This is a genomic window from Bacteroidota bacterium, assembly GCA_040388375.1.
In the GTDB taxonomy this organism is placed as follows: Bacteria; Bacteroidota; Bacteroidia; order UKL13-3; family UKL13-3; genus JAAFJM01.
The window spans coordinates 355,427-374,534 of record JAZKBU010000005.1; the positions used below are offsets into that span (position 1 = coordinate 355,427).

A 19,108-nucleotide genomic window follows, 5' to 3' on the forward strand; every position below is an offset into this window, starting at 1 on the left:
TTATGAACCTTTAACGCTGCCCGTTTTCAAAAAGTTACCGCAAAAAGGGGTAATTGTACGTAAACGGTTACAATGGAAAGATGAAGGGAAAAAGGAGCCTTGTTTTTCTTTAAAAAAAGAAGGTAACAAACAGGTAAAATAATTTTATGGAAGCATTTAGGGCCACTACAAAGGCATTTTTGGGTTATTGATAAACCACAAAACAGATATTAAACCAAGAAATAAGTTCGGTTAGAACTTTTGGATGGAAAGCTATTAAATAGAAATGTAAAATATTTTACCGAGGAGTAAATGGTATTACAGCAGGTAAATACCTGCTAAGTTTTTTGTTTCTTTTTCTTAGCGCTTGGAAACAATATATTATTTAAAATTAAGCGGTAGCCCGGTGAGTTTGGATGCAAATTTAAATCAGTAGGGGGTTCGCCTACCAAATGTTGGTAATCCTCCGGATCGTGTCCGCCATAAAAAGTCCAGGTACCTTTACCAATAGAGCCATGAATATAACGGGCCTCTTTCAGTTGTTTGTTCTCGCCCATAATCAATACCGTATTTTTAATAAACTGTTTTCTAAAAGCAGTGGTTTGTCCCATAAAACCTTTAATGGTAGGGGTATGGTTTTGGCATAACATGGTAGGTACAATGTCAGATTTAGCTGAAAACTCAAACAAAGTAAATAAGTCATTGTCCTCATTTACCGGTCTGCTTTCCGGATTTGCATCTATATAAGAGTATTCATACTCATACGGATTCATAATTAAATTATAGTCTTTAAAAGCAATAGTCTGGCTGAAATCAAGCTTGCTGTTGGCATTTTGGTCTGCAGGGTCACCATCAAACATTTGTTCGCATATATCTACTCCGTCAGCACTCAAGGCTATATCATACGTATCGGTAGCGCTACACATGGCAAACAAAAAACCTCCGCCCATGGTAAAGTCTCTTATTTTTTTAGCCACCGCTAGCTTTAGTTCCGATACTTTTTTAAATCCGTGTTTGCTGGCCATCGATTCATTTTCTTTCACTTCGGCTTGATACCAGGCAGTATTAGCAAACTGCGCATAAAACTTTCCGTATTGTCCTGTAAAATCTTCATGGTGTAAATGGAGCCAATCGTATTTAACCAGTTTATCACCCAGTACTTCATCATCAAAAATAACTTCGTAAGGTATTTCAGCATAGGTTAAAACCATTGTTACCGCATCATCCCAGGGTTGTTTGGTTTTAGGCGAGTAAACAGCAATTTTGGGTGCTTTAAACAGTTTAACCAATTCCATATTCACATCCGGTTTGGCTATTTCCATTAAAATTTCGCTTACCTGTGCTTCGCTTATTACTTCGTAAGTAACACCTCTAATTTTTAATTCGCGTTCGTAAGCGGCATCGTAACTAAACATAAAGCTACCCGCTTTGTAATTTAATAACCAGTCTACTTCTATATCCTTGGTTAAAATCCAAAAAGCCATGCCATATGCTTTTAAATGATTTTTTTGAACCGCATCCATAGGGATTAAAATACGACCCGCAAAACTCGAAGTACTTATAAATATAAAAATTGCTAGAATGAATTTACGCATGTTGCCTTTGTTTCAGGTCAAATATACTTTTACTCATTAACTCATACAAGGCAATTAAGTCAATATTTTGATGAAGGAGCATTTTGTGTGTATGTATGGTTTCCGTATCGTTTCTTACTGCAGCACCCGTTTGAATAAGTGCAGGGTCAAAGTTAAATGCATTATTAATACCATTGCTTACCAAGTGTTGTAGTAATTTGTAATCAATGTTTTGTTCATCCAATATTTGTTTGGTGAGTGCCAGTAAATGGTTACTGAAATTATTGCTGATGGTAGCTGCTAAATGCAAGTACTGACGTTCAATGGAACTTTTATGTAATACCTTTTTCGATAATCTATCTGCAAAAGCTTCAATAATGCGGTAGTTTTCATCCGTATTGGCTTCAATGCATACAGGAGTATTGGTAAAGTCGGTAAAGCTATTTTTGTTTACACTTTCTATAGGCCAAAACACCGCTTTGTTTTTTACAGTACCCAACTCCTCCAATTGTTTTATACCCGAAAAGTGAACAGCTAAACTTGCTCCAATGTTTAATTGAGTAGCTACTTCGGCAATGGCATTATCGCTTACGCATAGTAAATACAAATCAACATGTGTAGGAATTTCATTTAAAGCAGTAAAAGAATTGACGGCATATTTAAGGCTTAATGCTTCACTCTTGGCTATAGACTTTCCGTAAATACCCACTATTTCAATATCAGTTGTTTTAACTGATTTGAGCAAGGCTTCGGCCATGTTTCCGGTTCCTATAATTACGCAATTTATCATTGAAAAGAATTTGATTGAATGCTTGTAAAAGCGAAAGTAGTTTTAAAAACCACAACAATAAAAATATAAGCATAAAAAAAGCTAAACGTTATCGTTTAGCTTTTTTATATAATTAACTAGTTTTAATTAGTTTTTAGTAAATGTTTTCGATACGGTTTTACCATCGTCTTTAAAGCGAATAAAGTAAATACCGTTTTGTAAATCTTCAATGTTAACATTGGTTTGAGTGCCCGACATATTAACCGATTTTACTTTAACTCCTAAAATATTGTAAATATCTACCTGTATGTTTTCTTTGGTAGCATATTTTAAAATCAATTCGTCTTTAGCAGGATTCGGGTAAAAACTGAATTCTTTATTTTGTTGCGCTGTAACAGTTTTAACAGCCACGTTCCAAACTTTAGCTTCAGCTATAAAAGTATCTACTGATTGCGTTTTAACGCTTCTAACAAGTACTTTAGCACTACCATTTCCGGGAACACCGTTTGGTTCAAAATCAATTTTAAAGCTACCTGCTACATTTTTCATTAAAGTAAAGTCGCTTTTAAAGCCAACAGTACCGCTTCCATCTATACATTTTTCCGGATCACAAACAACTACTTTCCATGTGGCAGGTACGTTTACTTCAAGTACTTCGTATTGGTAAAAAGTATCAGTAGCATCTATTGAAGTATTGTTAATTACAATATTCATATCAATAGCACTTTTTGTACTGCTACCCTGTGCTTTAATGTTTTTAGGGTTTAAAGTAAAGTTTTGAGCATTAACTACATTTGTAAGTGCAGATAAGGCTAATATAATTGTAAATATTTTTTTCATAATTATTGCATTAAGTCTATAATATTGCCACAATATTAAATAAAATAAACTTAAAAATAAACTTAAAACTTTATTAAATAAAATAAACTTAAAAATAAACTTAAAACTTTGAAACTTATCATCATAAATGGCCCAAATTTAAATTTATTGGGCACTAGGGAGCCTTCAATATACGGTTCCGATACTTTTGAAACTTATTTTAATAAACTACAAAGTGTTTATAATAAGGATATTGAATTGTTTTTTTACCAGAGCAATGTGGAAGGAGAGCTCATCAATAAATTACATGAAGCCGGGACGGGAAATAATAAATATGACGGAATAATTATTAATGCCGGTGCTTATACACATACATCCATAGCCATAGCTGATGCTATAGCTGCCATCAATTTAAAAACGGTGGAAGTGCATATAAGCAATGTATTTGCCCGGGAAGAATACCGCCATATTTCGTATTTAAGTAAAAACTGCGCAGGTACCATTACCGGCTTTGGCTTAAAAAGTTATGATTTGGCTATTGATTATTTTCTAAAAAAATGACACCCGTAAAAATAAAAGTAATTACAACTGTTACTGACATGTTAAACCAGTTTAACTTAATCAGGCAATTAAGTCCTGATGTTTCAGCTGCACAATATGAAATTCTATTAAAGGACATGATTAAATGTAATTACAAACAAGCCGTTGCTTATTTAAACGAGGTGCCCATAGGTGTTTGTGGTTTTTGGATTAATACCAAAATATATTCAGGTAAATACGTGGAGCTGGACAACGTGGTAATTGACACACAATACCGCAACTACCAAATAGGCCAACAACTTTGCAATTATGTAATACAATTGGCTACAAAAGAAGGCTGCCAGGTAGCCATGCTCGATGCTTACTTAGAAAATGAAAAGGCACACCAGTTTTATGAACGAAATGGTTTCCATAAAAAAGGTTACCATTTCATTAAAAAGCTGTAAGGCTTACCAAATATTAACCCTTAAGCTATCAGGTACAAACATTTTATCAGTTGGTTTTACTTGCCAAACTTCATAAAAAGCAGGTACACTTTGAAAAACACCGTTTACCCTGTATTTGGCAGGTGAGTGTACATCGGTCATCAAACGGTTTCTCAATTGCTCGTTTCTTTGGTGACCAAGCCAGCCCAATGCATAACCTAAGAAAAAACGTTGTGCAGGTGTGTAACCATTTATAGCTTTATTTTCCTGATAAGCTTTGGTTTTTATAAAGGCATCCCACGCAATAACAGCACCACCTAAATCGGCAATGTTTTCGCCTAAAGTAGCTTCCCCGTTTATATGCAGTTTATCAATAGGATTAAAGTTATTGAACTGGTTAATCATTTTTTGCGCACGGCCCATAAATTTATTGCCATCCTCTTCCGTCCACCAATTAGTTAAATTACCGTTTTTATCAAATTTTCTGCCTTCGTCATCAAAGCCATGTGTTATTTCGTGTCCAATGGTAGTAGCTCCTGCATATCCATACACAATGGCATCGTCAACATCTTCATCTTTTAGTCCCGGTATGGCAAAAATAGCTGCAGGTAATACTATTTCGTTTAAGCTTGGATTGTAATAAGCATTATAGGTTTGCGGTGTCATATCCCACGTTTCTTTATCAACGGGTTTACCAATCTTATTCATTTCATAGTTGTGCCACCAAATATTGCTTTGCAACATATTCTCTGCATAACTATTGTCTTTTATTTCCAAAGTTGATAAATCTTTCCATTTGTCGGGATAACCTACCTTTTTTTGAATAGTAGCTAATTTATCTAAAGCCTTTGTTTTGGTGGCTGAGCTCATCCAGTCCAGCTTAGTAATCCTGTTAGCTAACGATTCTTTAATGGCTTCTACTAAATCGCTGTAACGTTTTTTAGCTTTATCATTAAAATATTCTTTTACATACAATTGTCCGAGTAGTTCGCCCATTACTTTTTCCTCCACTCGTAATACGTTTTTCCATCTTGGTTTTTGTTCAGCAACTCCACTAAATACTTTTTCAAAATCAAAGCTAGCATCAACGTAGGCTTTAGGTAAATAATCAGCCATATTGTTTACCACATTAAATGTTAAAAGGGTTTTGATGGTGTTTAAGTTTTGAGGAGTAAATATCTTATCAAAATTTTTGTAGTATTCAGGTTGTCCAACAATAACAGTATCAATTTTAGCTGTACTTATTTGTGATATGTATGTTTTTAGGTTTAAGCTTTTACTCAATGCCGCAAATTGATTTAAACCCATTTTAAAATAATTTTTTTCAGAGTCGCGGGTTGCAGCCAGTGTTTTGTGTACTTTAGCTATTTGTGTTTCCAGTGCTAGTATTTGCGCAGCACTTGCTTTTTGTATAGGGGTTTTGGTACCAATTAAATTTAATATTTTATCAATATAAAGAACGTAAGCTTCACGGATTTTTTTGTTTTCATCGTCATTGTTTAAGTAGTATTCACGCTCAGGTAAGTTAAGTCCGCCTTGCCAAAACTTTAACACAACAGAGCTGCTGTTTTTATCATCCTGGCTTACATAACTGGCTATAAATTGTTGTATTCCGTGCTTTTCAAGCAAAGCCATACAGCTCACTAAATCATTGTTATTTTTTATGTTAGCAATGGAGTCTAATAAAAACTGAATTGGAGCAATGCCTGCTTTTTCAATGGCTAAGGTGTCCATAGCAGTACGCCAGAAACTGCCTATTTTTTGGTTTACAGAACCTTTTTCTGCTTTTTCTTTGGCCGCATCTTCATTTATTTTTTTAAGTCTATCAAGGTTTTCTTTATAAACCATATTGCCTATGCCCCAAGCACTTTCCTCTTTGGGAATAGGGTTGTTTTTTATCCAGTTGCCATTGGCAAAAGCAAAAAAATCATCTTGGGCTCTAACTGTTGTATCAATATTGGTGGCAGCAAAATCAGTATTAGCAGATTGGTTTGAATTGTTATTGTTGCATGCGGTCAGGCATACAAACACAGGAATAATAAGGGCAAATTTTCTCATAAAAGTGGGGCAATATACTTTTAAAAAGAAAAGCGGATTTTATATTTTTTTGAGCGGTTAATGAACCAATTTATTGGCACAGTAGCTACTGGCAAAAGCATCGGGTTTGGCTTTAAAAACAAAGCCCATTCCTTTTATATAACCCATTGCTTCGCTCAGTGCGCTATTTGATTTAAACTGAGGGTTTGTATTAATATCAGCATGTACTTCCATCTCCACATTGTATAGCTCTAATAAAGGACATATTTCGTAAGCTATACTTATTGATTTGGCTACTTCGGTAAGCATTCTTTCTTTAATGGACATGGGTTGATGGGTTTTATCGTTACTGATAAACATAAAGCCACCTCTTTTCTTTCTTAGAAATACAATAACAGTGGCAAACTGTGTTACATTACTATAAACCTGGCTATCAGTTCCAATACAAACTTTCAGAAAATTACCGGCTTGTGTTTCTTTAATAATTGCTTGTTCTACTTCATTAACAATGGAAGTATTCATTTTTTCACCATTTAACTTTGTCCATTCCATGATTACTTTATTAAAGTTATAATAGGGACAAGTAAGTTAAATTTTTACTACTAAACAAGTAAGCAATAATTAATTAACAGGAAATAGGAATAGGTGTTTTGTTTATTTAGTGGCTTGTGGAATGTACTCGTACACTACTTGAAAATTCGTTTTTTTCAATTCGGTGGTAATTTGTCCAATCAATAAATCTTCCGCTTGTGGGGTCGGATCGCATATAGAGTATTTGCGTCCGTTATAAGTTATTGGTTTGCCTTGTGGTTTATCAAATTGCACTGCTATAGTTACATGTGTTGGATACAATAAAGCTATCATTGGCAGGTTGTATATTTCTTTTACTAGGTAAAAAAATAAAGCTGCTCTGTCGTCACAGTCGCTGTGTTCGTATAATAAAGTTTGCTCTGGCGATAATCTTTTTTCTTTGCCAAAATTGTCCTGATCGTTCTCGTATAAGAATGCATAACGGGTAAAATGCATTAAGTAATCAATACCTTCTTTTTGACTTAAGCTTTGTATATTGGCTTTTAATAATGGTATTAATGTACTGTGAGTTTCTCTGCTTAGTGGAATGTTAAAGTAAGTAGCAAAATCAACTACAGGATAGTTTTTAAATATGGTTTGTACCTCATTGTTTAACTTAACTTTAAAATGGTAGCTTTTTTCTTTATAGTTAAACGATAAATCTTTTTCGGCATAAGTTTCCGGTTTGAAATTAGGTAACTGGGTTACTTTATACGAAAATGAATTAATTGCTTCCGGAATGTCAATGTTGATAGCAAATAGTTTTTCTGTTTCAAAATTTATTTTGCCATAATCATGGTAGTTTAAACAAACATACTGTTTGCCATTGCTCATGTAAAAAGGAATATCGTAAATATTGTCGTCACTTTTTACGTAAAACAAAATTTGATTTTTGCCTATTACCAAGGTCGCATCGTAACCTGATTTGGCTAGCAAAAACCATTTGTACAAGGTATAGCAATTATAGTTTTCTTGTTTTGGACTTAACTCTTGAGCTGTTTTCCTAATAAGCTGGTAGTATAACCAATCGTTTAAGTTAAGTTGTTTTTTGTAGGAAAGTAAAGTGTTTACCAGTGTTTCGTAATTGCCACCATCTAGCTGGTTGTAAAACGATTTGACAAATGATTCTGAAATTTCAAAGTCGTTTTTAAAAATGGTTGATTGATTAATAGGAACGCTTATAGAATCGCCATAAAACTCAAATTTAACCAACTGGGTGTTCCATTGGCTGTACACTGGTTTTGTGTAACATAAAACCAGCATGAATGAGTATAATATGATTAGTTTTTGTCTCAACGTATTAACCTGTTATTACAAATGTAAACTTAAATTAATAATTACATAACATTTAAAATTAAAAAAAGCATAAGAGATTTTGTAATGGACTAAATCCGATACAAAATGTAATTGCTTGAAAATAAGAAAACTATTTGTAGTGTGGGCTAGCTTTTCGCTTTTAGGTTTAAAAGGAATGTTTAAAACATCACTTCGGCTTTATTTTTTGTCGTTTCAGTTATAAAAAATAGCATTTAAATAAGTAAGCCCTGCTTCCGCTAATTGATTAATAAGACTTTTGTGTTACAATTATTAACCAAACAATGAAAACAACATTTAACTATTTACTTACCGTATTATTTTTAGGTTTTTTTACGGCTAATGCACAAGAGGTAACCCAAACAGCGAGGGGAACAATTTATGATAAAGACACCAAGCAGCCTTTAATTGGCGCTACTGTAATTATTATAAACGATACAAAGAAATTAGGCTCCATTACCGATGCAAATGGATTATTTAAAATTGAAAAAGTACCTGTAGGCCGACAAATTATTAAAGTTACTTATTTGGGCTATGAACCTTTGTTAATGCCTGATGTAATGGTAACAGCGGGTAAAGAAGTAGTACTTGAAATTGGGTTAACGGAAGCCTTAAAAAAGATGAATGATGTGGTTATTTCATACGATAGGAAAAAAGACAGAACGGTAACGAACAATGAAATGGCAACGGTAAGTTCGCGTTCATTTAACCCTGATGATACTAAAAAATATGCAGGTGCTTTAGGCGATCCAAGCAGAATGGCGGCTAACTTTGCAGGAGTTGTTGCGGGTAACGATAGTAGAAATGATATAGTAGTAAGAGGTAATTCGCCAAGTGCTATGTTGTGGCAATTGGAAGGTGTTAATATTCCTAATCCCAATCACTTTGGAAGTAATTTTGTTACAGGTGGCCCGGTAAGTATGTTAAATGCAAACAATATTGGTAAGTCTGATTTTTTTACGAGTGCATTTCCTGCACAATATGGTAATGCCAATGGAGGAGTGTTTGATTTGGTATTACGTGAAGGAAACAATGAAAAACGTGAATTTATCGGGCAGATTGGTTTTAACGGGTTTGAGTTAGGGGCAGAAGGTCCTTTTAGTAAAAAAACAAAGGCTTCGTTTATATTTAACTATCGTTATTCAACTTTAGGTTTACTTAAAAATGTGGGAGTAAATGCGGGAACAGGTTCTGCTACCCCATTGTATCAGGATTTAAACTTTAAAGTAGCCATACCAACTAAAGGAAAGGGTAAGTTTACAATATTTGGTATGGGCGGAATAAGCTCTATTGATTTATTGGCTAAGGATGTTGATACTGCTGGTGTTGATTTTTATGGTAATGTATACCAGAACCAATTGCCCCGCTACAGTAAAGCATTGGTAGGAACAGCATTTGAAAAAAGTTTAAGCAGTAAAACATGGGCAAAAGCTACCTTGGCTTATAGCCATAGCGATGATTCGTACACAGCAGATAGTATTAACTTACCTAATACCACAACATGGCGCCAAGCCAAAGGAACTTTTTTGGATGATAAGTATTCGGCAGTATTAAATATAACCCATAAGTTCAATGCTAAAAATACATTGAATATAGGTTTTACAAATGACTTAACGCTTTTTGATTATAAAAATTCAAATTATTATTACTCAGGCACTGTTGATTCGGTAAGGGTTAACCAAACCGGAAACGTTAATTTAACCCAGGCTTATGCACAGTTAAAACACAGGTTTAATTCAAGGCTTACTTTAAATGTGGGCTTACATGCTCAATATTTTTCAGTGAATGAGAAAGCTGCCATTGAACCACGTGTTGGTGTTAGGTATGCTTTAAACGAAAAATCAAGCATCAATTTTGGCTATGGATTACATCACCAAACATTGCCTATTTATAATTTGTACGTACAAAATGAATCGGGAGAGCGGACTAATAAAAAATTAGATTTTATCCAGTCGAATCATTTGGTATTAGGTTACGAAAGACAAATCAGTTCATTGATTAAATTTAAAGTGGAAACATATTATCAATACTTAACCAATGTACCTGTCAATAATTATGCGTCTACTTATTCAGCTTTAAATATAGGAGCTTCATTTTCGCCAAGCGATGAGTATAATTTAGTGAGTAGTGGAACAGGTCAAAACTATGGTGTGGAGTTAACATTGGAGCGATACTTTAACAAAGGTTTTTATTTTTTACTGACAGGTTCGTTGTTTGATAGTAAATACAAAGGCAGCGATGGGGTAGAGCGTAATACTGCTTTTAATACCAAATATGCAGCTAATTTTTTAGCAGGAAAAGAGTTTAACGTGGGTAAAAAAGGAAATATTTTATATGCCAATATTAAACTAACTACTATTGGAGGTAAGTACATTACCCCACTTGATTTTGCTGCATCGCAAGCAAAAGGCGAAGCGGTATATAATGATGCAAATGCATTTAGCCAGAAACAAGATGCTTACTTTAGAACGGATTTAAAATTGGGTTACAGGCGTGATTTTAAAAAGAGTTCGATGGAGTTTGCCATCGATTTTCAAAACATAACCAACCACCAGAATATATTCAGTCAGGGCTATAATAAATTGCGCAATAGTATTTCAACCAACTACCAGCAAGGATTTTTCCCTGTACCTATGTTTAGATATACATTCTAAATTTAATTGATAAATTGCATAATATTTAATTTATAAATGGCCATATCATCAAGAGCATTTGAAAAATTCATAAGTACTAAAGATATTATTATCAGGCATTTGATAATAGTTGTAATATCATTAGTTTTTGGGTATTTATCTTACTTAAGTGCTCCAGTTAAAACCAGCCATTTTTTTATGAGAGCTTATTTTTCAAACTTTATTTACATAGCACTTATTTGGAATGGAAACATCCTTTTAATGGGCATTGTAGATAAAGTTTATGATATTAATAAAGAAGTTAGAAAAAAGTTATTGCTATCGGCAGCGGTAGCATTGTTCTTGCCAATTTTTATGCACTATACCTATAGTTTTTGGTTCTTTCCTTTAATTAATGGCTTTGATTGCACTGTAAATTCAAAGGAAAGTTTGACCTATTTAATTGTATCGGTGGTAAGTACTTTATTGGTAAATAGTATTTATATGTCAATAGAATTCTTTAACCATTGGCGTAAAACCTTAACCGAAAAAGAAGAGTTTAAAAGAACCAGTTTAAGTGCGGAGTTTGAAGCTTTAAAAAATCAGGTAAACCCACATTTTTTATTCAACTCATTAAATACATTAAGCAGCTTAATTGACGAAAATCCAAAGCAGGCCAATGAGTTTGTTCAAAAGCTTTCCAGTGTATACCGTTACGTATTGGCACATAGAGACAAGGAAACCGTTATGCTACAGGAAGAACTGGAGTTTATTAAATCGTATATTTTTTTAAATAAAATACGCTTTGGTGATAACCTAAGCACTGCTATTGATATTAACGAGGAATGTTTTGGCTTACGCATTCCAACTCTGACATTACAAATGCTTGTGGAGAATGCCATTAAACACAATGTGATTTCATCGCAAAAACCTTTACATATTACCATAGGTTGTAAAGATGGATTTATTGAAGTAAGCAATAATTTACAACCCAAACTAATGCTAGCTGAAAGCAGTGGAATAGGGCTTAGCAATATTATTGAACGCTATAAATTTTTAACCAAGCAAGAAGTACTTATTACTAAAACAGAAACTTGTTTTGTGGTGAAAGTCCCTTTGCTATAAATGGTATGTACAACAAACATTATTGTACTAAAAGTATAACATAAATGAAGATTATTATTATAGAAGACGAGGCTCCTGCTTTGAGTAGAATAAAAAAAATGGTTTATGAACTTGAGCCAGATATAGAAATTATAGCAACGGCTGATAGTATAGAACAGGCAGTAAGTGTTATTAAGAAAAATAACCAGGTTGATTTAATTTTGATGGATATTGAATTGGCCGATGGACAAAGTTTTGAAATATTTAATTTAGTAACCGTTCAAAGCCCGGTTATATTTACTACTGCCTATGATGAATTTGCGTTAAAAGCATTTAAAGTAAATAGCATTGACTATTTACTAAAGCCAATAGACAAGGATGAATTACAGAAGGCTTTTAGCAAATACAAAACATTGCAAAAGAGTAATAGCATAATGGATGTTAACCAGCAAATGCAAGAGTTATTGTTTAATTTAAAGCAGCCTAGCGGAGCTTATAAAAATAGGTTTTTGGTTAAGCAAGGGCAAAAATTAATCAGCATAGCTACGGATAATATTGCTTATTTCTTTACGCAAGATAAACTGTGTTATGTGCAAACAAACGGGAGCAGTAAATATGTAATTGATTATACGTTGGATGAGTTAATGGGTATGGTAGATACAACTTTGTTTTTTCAATTAAACAGGCAAACCATAGCTTCTATTGCATGCATTCAATCGGTCCATACCTATTTTAACGGTAAACTTAAAGTAGAGTTGAAACCCTCTTTGAGTAACGAAGTAGTTGTTAGCCGTGAAAGGGCTGCGGAGTTTAAAGATTGGTTGGGCAAATAAAGTATGCACTTATTTTATTTTAGAGCGTCTGGTACGTTCTTGTAAAATAAGTTTAAGTTCTCTTCCTGTTTGCCCTTTTACGCTGGTGTTTTCAGCAGCTCTTCTAAACAAATAAGGCAATACGGATTTTACAGGTCCATATGGTAAATACTTGGCTACATTATATCCCGCATCAGCTAAATTATAGCTTAAGTTATCACTCATACCATATAACTGACTAAAGTAAATGCGTCTGTCATTGTTAGGTATGTTTTTAGCCAACATTAATTCTGCTAATAATCTACTGCTTGTTTCATTATGCGTTCCTGCACAAATGCTAATGGTATCGATATTTTCAATGCAGTATCTTAACGCATTGTCATAGTCTTTATCACTCGTTTCTTTGGTAGGTTGAATAGGGTCAGTATAGTTTAGTTCTTGTGCACGTTTGCGCTCCTTCTCCATATAAGCACCCCTTACCAGTTTTAATCCTAAATAATAATTATTTGCTTTGGCCTCTTGGTGGCTTTCTTTTAAAAACACCAATCTATCGTGTCGGTATAGTTGAATGGTATTAAAAACAATGGCTTCTTGTTTATTAAACTTTTCCATCATTTCATGGGCTAAATTATCAATAGCCGTTTGAATCCAGGTTTCTTCTGCATCAATAAAAATACGTACATTTTTATCGAAAGCTATTTTACATATTTTATTTATTCGGGCTTTTACACGGCCATATTCGGTTTCTTCTTCAGTTGTTAATGTTTGGTTTGCTGTTACTTTTTCTAACAAGGCAAAACGTGCCAAACCAGTAACTTTAAACACACAAAATGGTATTTTGGGGTTTTGTGCAGCCTTTTCTATTGTTAAAATGGTTTCATCACAAGTGTGTTCAAAATCGTTTTCTTCTTCTTTTCCTTCTACCGAATAATCCAGTATGGTACCAATATTAAATTTGTATAAAGTGTCAATGGCTTTTTCGCAGTCGTTAATGCTTTCGCCTCCTACAAATTGCTGGTAAACTGTTTTTTTTATTAAACCTTTTATAGGTAAATGCAAATTAAATGCTAATTCTACCATAGGTGGACCCATTTTTACCAACCAATTTATGCCAATAGCTTTAAACAGATAATAAGAAGTGCGTAATTCGCTATTGTTCTTTGAACGAAAAGCTATTTCCGTATTCGAAAAATCCAGATTTAATATTTTATTAGTCATAAATTGTTTTAAAGATAAAGTGTAATTTAGCCCCGCAATTATAACATATTACAAACATTGTTTTTGCTACATTGATGAAAGTTATTTTCGATAAAAATTATAAAGTATTTTTTGGATCAGATGTTTTGAGTCATTTGGCTCAATCTATTATACAAAAATCTTATAGTCAGGTTTTTGTGTTGGTTGATGAAAATACGGAAAAATTCTGTTTGCCAGTTTTAAAACCCTATTTAGAAAAGTTTACACTCATTAGAATGAAGAGTGGCGAGCATAATAAAAATTTAGAACAGGCCACTATTATTTGGAATACTTTACAAAAAAATTTAGCCAACAGAAACAGTGTATTGCTTAATTTTGGTGGAGGTACTTTAAGCGACTTGGGTGGTTTTTGTGCCTCAACCTATAAAAGAGGTATTGACTTTATAAATATACCAACCACTTTACTCGCTATGGTCGATGCATCAATAGGAGGAAAGCAAGGAATTGATTTAAATAATTATAAAAATTTAATAGGGGTGTTTAACCATCCTACACAGGTTTTCATCTATCCTCAGTTTATCGAAACTTTATCAGCAGCTGATAAGAGAAATGGTTTGGCTGAATTATTAAAACATGCTTTAATTGATGACAAAGAATTATTTGAGAAATTAATTAAAACAAGACAGATTGATTACCATCAGATAGAAAAATTCATAGAGAAGTCGACCAAAATTAAAATTAAAATAGTGAACAAAGACCCTTATGAAAAAGGGTTACGCAAAATGCTCAATTTTGGACACACCATTGGCCATGCTATTGAAACGTATAGTTTAATAAATGATGCTAAACCTTTAAAACATGGAGAAGCTATAGCTATAGGTATTATTTGTGAATCGTATCTATCGAATAAAATGCTGAAATTGTCTAACAGCGATTTGAACAGTATTGTTAAGTTTATACAATACAATTTTGAAAAATACAGCAATCAATGGCGTTATGATGATTTAATAACCAATATGCATCACGATAAAAAGAACAATACCAATCAGATTAATTTTACTTTGTTAAAAAAGTTGGGTAAAGCTGAAATTGATTGCCATTGTAGCACGGAGCTTATTATTGAATCGTTACAATTTTACGAATCGCTTTCCTTTTATAATTCATAATGTATAGTTTAGTTTATCAAAAAAAAGCACTAAACTATTGTTCCATTAACCTACCTACCTCCAAGAGCATTAGTAACAGGGCATTAATATTAAATGCTTTTTTAAAGCAACAAGTCCAATTACATAACTTATCAACGGCTGACGATACGCAACTGATGGTTAAAGCACTTAGCCAATCGCAACCTGTTATAAACCTTGAAAATGCGGGTACCTGCATGCGCTTTTTAACAGCCTATTTTGCTTGTATGGAAAATCAGGTTACTGAATTGCTTTGTAACGAAAGGATGAAACAAAGACCGATTAAAGAATTGGTTGAGGTATTGAATTATTTGGGTGCGGATATTGAATATTTAACACAAAGTAATTACCCTCCTTTAAAAATAAAAGGTGCTACACTATCAGGAAAGCCAGTTGAGATAGATGCTTCACAAAGCAGCCAATATATTACAGCTTTGATGTTAATTGGTCCGTTTATACAAAATGGATTGAGTATACAGCTAAAAGGGCAGGTAGCGTCCTTTGATTATATTAAAATGACAGCTTCATTAATGGATGTTTTTGGGTTTGATGTTTTGGTAAATGAAACAAATATTGAAATTAAGCCATTAACTAAACCTATATTATTAATGGAGTATACTATTGAAAAGGATTGGAGCAGTGCTGCTTTCTGGTATTTAATGGTAGCCCTGGAAGCGGACTTAAAAGTGTGTTTAAATGGATTGTCAAAAAGTAGTATACAAGGTGATAAAGTAACAGCCGAAATATTTGAAAAACTAGGAGTGAGGTCAGAAGAAATAGCTGAGGGTTTACTTATTTATAAATATAACAGCTCTGGTTCAGACATGCATTTTGACTTATCTGCATGTATTGATTTGGCTCCTGCTTTATGTGTGGCCTGTGCAGCACTCAATATAAAAGCAACCATATTTGGATTACAAAATTTGGTTATAAAGGAAAGTAACAGATTGGTCGTTATTGTTAATGAATTAAGTAAACTGGGCTACCACATTACACATACTTCTAACAGTATATTTATTGATCAAATGGTACAAATTAATTATCAGAAAGCCGTTGTAATTGATACGTATGATGATCATAGAATAGCCATGGCATTTGCTCCTTTGGCTGTGCTGTTTTCGCAATTACAAATAAAGGATATTAAGGTAGTGTCTAAATCCTATCCTGCTTATTTTGATGATTTAAGCAGGGTAGGGATTACTGTAAAATAGTTATTAGTTAATCTACGATACCATAAGTAATAGAAACACTTGTTAATGGAGTATTTACAAATAACTCATCAGCCGTTTCCCTATCAATTCGCAGTATTACATCTTTTTCTTCTTTTTCAGATAATGTGCCGGTAACGCGCACATATATTTTTTTAAAGTTATCTAAATTAGTAACTAAAAGTAATGTTCCTGCCGGGGCTGTTTTATGTAGTATACCTGTAAAAATTGGATTGTCAGTTAAAATACATAAACCTCTTTCTTGTACGGCCAATATTTTATTTGATTTATCATTTTGTTTAATTTGGGTTTTTTGATCAGGCGTAATTGAGTTAAGCGCTAAATATGGTTTAGCAGCTCTTTTAGCATTTACAATTAAATCTTGCCCAACTCTTACTCTTTCTTGGTATAAGTTATTCCAGTTGGCGATATCGCTGGGTGCTATTTTATATTTTCTAGCTATACTTTCTAGGGTTTCTCCTTTTACAACCACATGCGTATAGTTTTCTTTTGTTTCTCCATCGGAAGCATTGGCATGTACATCTTTTATATTAATGTCTTTAATATTATCGGCAATTGTTTTCCTGGCACTGTCTTCTAACCTGTCGTTAGCAGGTACTATTACATCTCCCCATTTAAAACTTGGATCGTATGGTTTTTGCTCGGTGCTTGCAATAATTTGTTCTGCTTTTCCTGTTTTTGGATTTTTTGTTTTTTTAACTTTAGCTTGTTTAGGCTGTTTTTCTTGCTTGTCTTCTTTCTCCTCTTGAATAGGTTTAGGTTGTTTTATTTTACTGGTTTTGGCTACGGCAGTATTTTTTGTTTTTTGCCCGTAAGTTAAACCGGTTAGTTTCTTTAAAACCTCTTTGCTTGTAGGTATTAATAATATTTGCCCAGTTGTAACTTTTGTTGAAGTTAAACCATTAACAGCCAAAATACGGGCATTTGTTGAGTAATTTGTTTTCGAAATTCTGGTCAAATCTTCTCCGCTTATTACCCGGTGTTTAATATATAATTTACCTGCTTTTTTTACTACAATATAATCACCTAATCTTGATTCACCAGGTTCTAATCCTTCATCTACTACTTGTTCTTCCTCGTCAATAACAACTGGTTCTGCAGCTATTTGCTCTTTCATCACCACAGGTTCTTCCACTTTGGTTGTTGTAATCAATGTTGAATCAATAGCCGTTTTATCCGTGGTATCTACTGCATTTGTGGTTTCTTCAAAAGCTACTACTTGTTCTCTTCTTACCGGTATTTTTATGATTTTACCAACCTCAAGCTGTGGGTTTGCATTTGGGTTGAATTCCAATATTTCCGCAGGTGTACAGTAATAATGTTTGGCTACATCTTTTAAATTATCGTTTTTACCAATTCTGTATACTATTAAACTATTTGCGCCTCTGAATTCAGTTCTTAATTCTTCTCCGTATACTTTTGCCCTTTCGATTTTAACAGTTTTTTTTGTTTCTTCTCCGGCTTTTGTAACGGTAGTATCTCCGGTGTATGGTAATACAAAAGAATCGGTATCAGTATTATTTATATTAATATCAGTTGCTTGTTTCTGTGCTTTTTTTTCTGATGGAGGTATGATAATGGTTTTTGCTCCTTTTAAATTTTCTTTCAACTCAGGGTTAGCAACGTAAAGCGCACTGATGGAAACAGCATATTCATCTGCAATTGATTGCCAGGTATCTGTTGTTTTAACAGTGTATACGGTATATGTTTTACCGTCAATAACGCGTGTTTGATTTTGTGCTGTTATACTTGTAATACCAATTACAACAACAATAAAAAATAACAAAAAGTGTTTCATTTTCATTTGTATTTAATTGACCAAAAATAAGTAAGATTATGGATTTTTTTCAATAATCTTAAGCTTCTTATAGTCAAAACCTGTGGATTGTCTAGTTTTTAAGTTACTGACTCAAGATGTTATGGTACAATTGAAGGTACTGATTTGCCATAGCCTTATCGGTATAAAAAGTGTTTAATTTTACCAATGCTTTTTTTGTTTTGTTATAGTTTATATCAAGTGTTCCTAAGATGGAAGCCTGTAAACTGGCAGTATTTTCGAGTTCAAAAAAAGTAACCTCATCGTCTGAAAGCAATTCTTTAAAGCTTTCAATATTGGAGCAAACAATCGGTTTTTCGCATGCTGCTGCTTCCATTAATGAAAGTCCGAACCCTTCTGAACGCGATGGCATAATGAAACTATCGAACTGGTGAATATAGGAAGCGCCATTGGGCTTATAGCCTAGAAAAAGTACGCGGTCTTCAACCCCGAGTGTTTTGGCTAAAGTTTGTAAATTGACTTTTTCTTTACCCTCTCCAACTATCACATAAGCACATGCAGGTAAATGTGGTAGTGCTTTTATTACTTGGTCTAAGCCTTTCCGTTCAGTTAATTGTGCTACAGAACCTAGAATTTTGTAATTGGCCTTTAAATGGTTTATTTTATTTAAATCAATAGCATCAATAGTTGAATCAATTTTACTATTAACACCATTATAAATAAAAGTAGTTTTTCCTTTTAATTGGGTTTTATAGAAAGAAGCCATGTGGCTGTTAATGCAAACTACTTTATCGAATGCTTTAATCAACCTTATCCAAATAGGAGAGAACAGGGTCGCAATAAATTTATTATAACTGTAATAAAGATTCTGAAAAATATATTGGTGTAATGTAGTGATTAATTTTGGCTGTAGCTTTCTTTTATGCCACCACACAAAACAATCCGGCCTAAGCATATGACTGTGAATAATATCAAAATCATTTAAACCAAGTGGGCTAAAAAAATTGATACGTGTACAAGGACAATTGAATTGGAGCTCCCGTATATCATCAAAATAAAAAACCTCAAAATCTATTTCATGGTGTAATTGACTAACAATATTTTGAGCTACAATGATTGGTCCTGTATTGGCCAACGATGGAAGTATAATAGCAACCTTTATCATT

General features: G+C 33.4%; 16 protein-coding genes. 7 read left to right on the top strand and 9 right to left on the bottom strand.

Going from position 1 to position 19,108, the window contains the following annotated elements:
* Window positions 1-317 precede the first annotated feature (317 nt).
* The 3 genes from V4538_09120 to V4538_09130 form a co-directional block, all read right to left on the bottom strand.
* Window positions 318-1,574 (bottom strand): asparagine synthetase B, encoded by a 1,257-nt coding sequence (locus V4538_09120; GenBank protein ID MES2381190.1) that lies wholly within the window; start codon window positions 1,572-1,574, stop codon window positions 318-320.
* On the bottom strand, window positions 1,567-2,343 hold the full coding sequence (locus V4538_09125; protein MES2381191.1) for a DUF2520 domain-containing protein: 777 nt from the start codon (window positions 2,341-2,343) through the stop codon (window positions 1,567-1,569). Before V4538_09125 ends, V4538_09120 begins: the two co-directional genes overlap by 8 nt.
* 126 nt (window positions 2,344-2,469) lie before the next feature.
* Complete coding sequence (locus V4538_09130; GenBank protein MES2381192.1) at window positions 2,470-3,162, bottom strand: T9SS type A sorting domain-containing protein; 693 nt, start codon at window positions 3,160-3,162, stop codon at window positions 2,470-2,472.
* 108 nt (window positions 3,163-3,270) lie between these two features.
* On the opposite strand from V4538_09130, the gene aroQ reads away from it, so the two are divergent.
* Both aroQ and V4538_09140 read left to right on the top strand, forming a co-directional pair.
* Window positions 3,271-3,702 (top strand): type II 3-dehydroquinate dehydratase, encoded by a 432-nt coding sequence (aroQ, locus tag V4538_09135; GenBank protein ID MES2381193.1) that lies wholly within the window; start codon window positions 3,271-3,273, stop codon window positions 3,700-3,702.
* Window positions 3,699-4,127 (top strand): GNAT family N-acetyltransferase, encoded by a 429-nt coding sequence (locus V4538_09140; protein ID MES2381194.1) that lies wholly within the window; start codon window positions 3,699-3,701, stop codon window positions 4,125-4,127. Before aroQ ends, V4538_09140 begins: the two co-directional genes overlap by 4 nt.
* Before the next feature lie 3 nt (window positions 4,128-4,130).
* Here V4538_09140 and V4538_09145 read toward each other — a convergent pair whose 3' ends face one another.
* The 3 genes from V4538_09145 to V4538_09155 all read right to left on the bottom strand — a co-directional run bounded on the left by V4538_09145 (window position 4,131) and on the right by V4538_09155 (window position 8,009).
* Window positions 4,131-6,164 (bottom strand): M13 family metallopeptidase, encoded by a 2,034-nt coding sequence (locus V4538_09145; protein ID MES2381195.1) that lies wholly within the window; start codon window positions 6,162-6,164, stop codon window positions 4,131-4,133.
* A 57-nt stretch (window positions 6,165-6,221) separates the two neighbouring features.
* Window positions 6,222-6,695: a ribonuclease H-like YkuK family protein gene (locus V4538_09150; GenBank protein MES2381196.1), complete on the bottom strand. Its 474-nt coding sequence runs from the start codon at window positions 6,693-6,695 to the stop codon at window positions 6,222-6,224.
* A 102-nt stretch (window positions 6,696-6,797) separates the two neighbouring features.
* Window positions 6,798-8,009: a hypothetical protein gene (locus V4538_09155; protein MES2381197.1), complete on the bottom strand. Its 1,212-nt coding sequence runs from the start codon at window positions 8,007-8,009 to the stop codon at window positions 6,798-6,800.
* A 302-nt stretch (window positions 8,010-8,311) separates the two neighbouring features.
* Here V4538_09155 and V4538_09160 point away from each other — a divergent pair, with 302 nt between their 5' ends.
* The 3 genes from V4538_09160 to V4538_09170 are packed head-to-tail and all read left to right on the top strand — an operon-like array spanning window position 8,312 to window position 12,576.
* Window positions 8,312-10,681, top strand: coding sequence for a TonB-dependent receptor (locus tag V4538_09160; GenBank protein MES2381198.1), 2,370 nt, complete (start codon window positions 8,312-8,314; stop codon window positions 10,679-10,681).
* Between the two features lie 36 nt (window positions 10,682-10,717).
* Complete coding sequence (locus V4538_09165; GenBank protein MES2381199.1) at window positions 10,718-11,764, top strand: histidine kinase; 1,047 nt, start codon at window positions 10,718-10,720, stop codon at window positions 11,762-11,764.
* A 44-nt stretch (window positions 11,765-11,808) separates the two neighbouring features.
* A complete protein-coding gene (locus V4538_09170) occupies window positions 11,809-12,576 on the top strand; it encodes a LytTR family DNA-binding domain-containing protein (protein ID MES2381200.1) in 768 nt (255 codons plus the stop codon).
* Between the two features lie 9 nt (window positions 12,577-12,585).
* Here the strand turns inward: V4538_09170 and V4538_09175 are convergent, their stop codons facing one another.
* Window positions 12,586-13,773, bottom strand: coding sequence for a proline dehydrogenase family protein (locus V4538_09175; GenBank protein MES2381201.1), 1,188 nt, complete (start codon window positions 13,771-13,773; stop codon window positions 12,586-12,588).
* A gap of 74 nt (window positions 13,774-13,847) precedes the next feature.
* On the opposite strand from V4538_09175, the gene aroB reads away from it, so the two are divergent.
* A complete protein-coding gene (gene aroB, locus V4538_09180) occupies window positions 13,848-14,918 on the top strand; it encodes a 3-dehydroquinate synthase (protein MES2381202.1) in 1,071 nt (356 codons plus the stop codon).
* On the top strand, window positions 14,918-16,147 hold the full coding sequence (locus V4538_09185; GenBank protein ID MES2381203.1) for a 3-phosphoshikimate 1-carboxyvinyltransferase: 1,230 nt from the start codon (window positions 14,918-14,920) through the stop codon (window positions 16,145-16,147). The genes aroB and V4538_09185 overlap by 1 nt, the downstream gene beginning before the upstream one ends.
* A gap of 7 nt (window positions 16,148-16,154) precedes the next feature.
* Here V4538_09185 and V4538_09190 read toward each other — a convergent pair whose 3' ends face one another.
* Together V4538_09190 and V4538_09195 are read right to left on the bottom strand one after the other, a co-directional pair.
* Window positions 16,155-17,963, bottom strand: a complete 1,809-nt coding sequence (locus V4538_09190) for a LysM peptidoglycan-binding domain-containing protein (GenBank protein ID MES2381204.1) — start codon at window positions 17,961-17,963, stop codon at window positions 16,155-16,157.
* Window positions 17,964-18,066: 103 nt separating this feature from the next.
* On the bottom strand, window positions 18,067-19,107 hold the full coding sequence (locus V4538_09195) for a glycosyltransferase (GenBank protein ID MES2381205.1): 1,041 nt from the start codon (window positions 19,105-19,107) through the stop codon (window positions 18,067-18,069).
* Window position 19,108: the final 1 nt, after the last annotated feature.

What these genes read in the sequence shown, in the direction of transcription:
- V4538_09120 (MES2381190.1), bottom strand. Translation starts at nt 1,574, where the DNA reads ATGCGTAAATTCATTCTAGCAATTTTTATATTTATAAGTACTTCGAGT.
- V4538_09125 (MES2381191.1), bottom strand. Translation starts at nt 2,343, where the DNA reads ATGATAAATTGCGTAATTATAGGAACCGGAAACATGGCCGAAGCCTTG.
- V4538_09130 (MES2381192.1), bottom strand. Translation starts at nt 3,162, where the DNA reads ATGAAAAAAATATTTACAATTATATTAGCCTTATCTGCACTTACAAAT.
- V4538_09140 (MES2381194.1), top strand. Translation starts at nt 3,699, where the DNA reads ATGACACCCGTAAAAATAAAAGTAATTACAACTGTTACTGACATGTTA.
- V4538_09145 (MES2381195.1), bottom strand. Translation starts at nt 6,164, where the DNA reads ATGAGAAAATTTGCCCTTATTATTCCTGTGTTTGTATGCCTGACCGCA.
- V4538_09150 (MES2381196.1), bottom strand. Translation starts at nt 6,695, where the DNA reads ATGGAATGGACAAAGTTAAATGGTGAAAAAATGAATACTTCCATTGTT.
- V4538_09160 (MES2381198.1), top strand. Translation starts at nt 8,312, where the DNA reads ATGAAAACAACATTTAACTATTTACTTACCGTATTATTTTTAGGTTTT.
- V4538_09165 (MES2381199.1), top strand. Translation starts at nt 10,718, where the DNA reads ATGGCCATATCATCAAGAGCATTTGAAAAATTCATAAGTACTAAAGAT.
- V4538_09170 (MES2381200.1), top strand. Translation starts at nt 11,809, where the DNA reads ATGAAGATTATTATTATAGAAGACGAGGCTCCTGCTTTGAGTAGAATA.
- V4538_09175 (MES2381201.1), bottom strand. Translation starts at nt 13,773, where the DNA reads ATGACTAATAAAATATTAAATCTGGATTTTTCGAATACGGAAATAGCT.
- aroB (MES2381202.1), top strand. Translation starts at nt 13,848, where the DNA reads ATGAAAGTTATTTTCGATAAAAATTATAAAGTATTTTTTGGATCAGAT.
- V4538_09185 (MES2381203.1), top strand. Translation starts at nt 14,918, where the DNA reads ATGTATAGTTTAGTTTATCAAAAAAAAGCACTAAACTATTGTTCCATT.
- V4538_09190 (MES2381204.1), bottom strand. Translation starts at nt 17,963, where the DNA reads ATGAAACACTTTTTGTTATTTTTTATTGTTGTTGTAATTGGTATTACA.
- V4538_09195 (MES2381205.1), bottom strand. Translation starts at nt 19,107, where the DNA reads ATGATAAAGGTTGCTATTATACTTCCATCGTTGGCCAATACAGGACCA.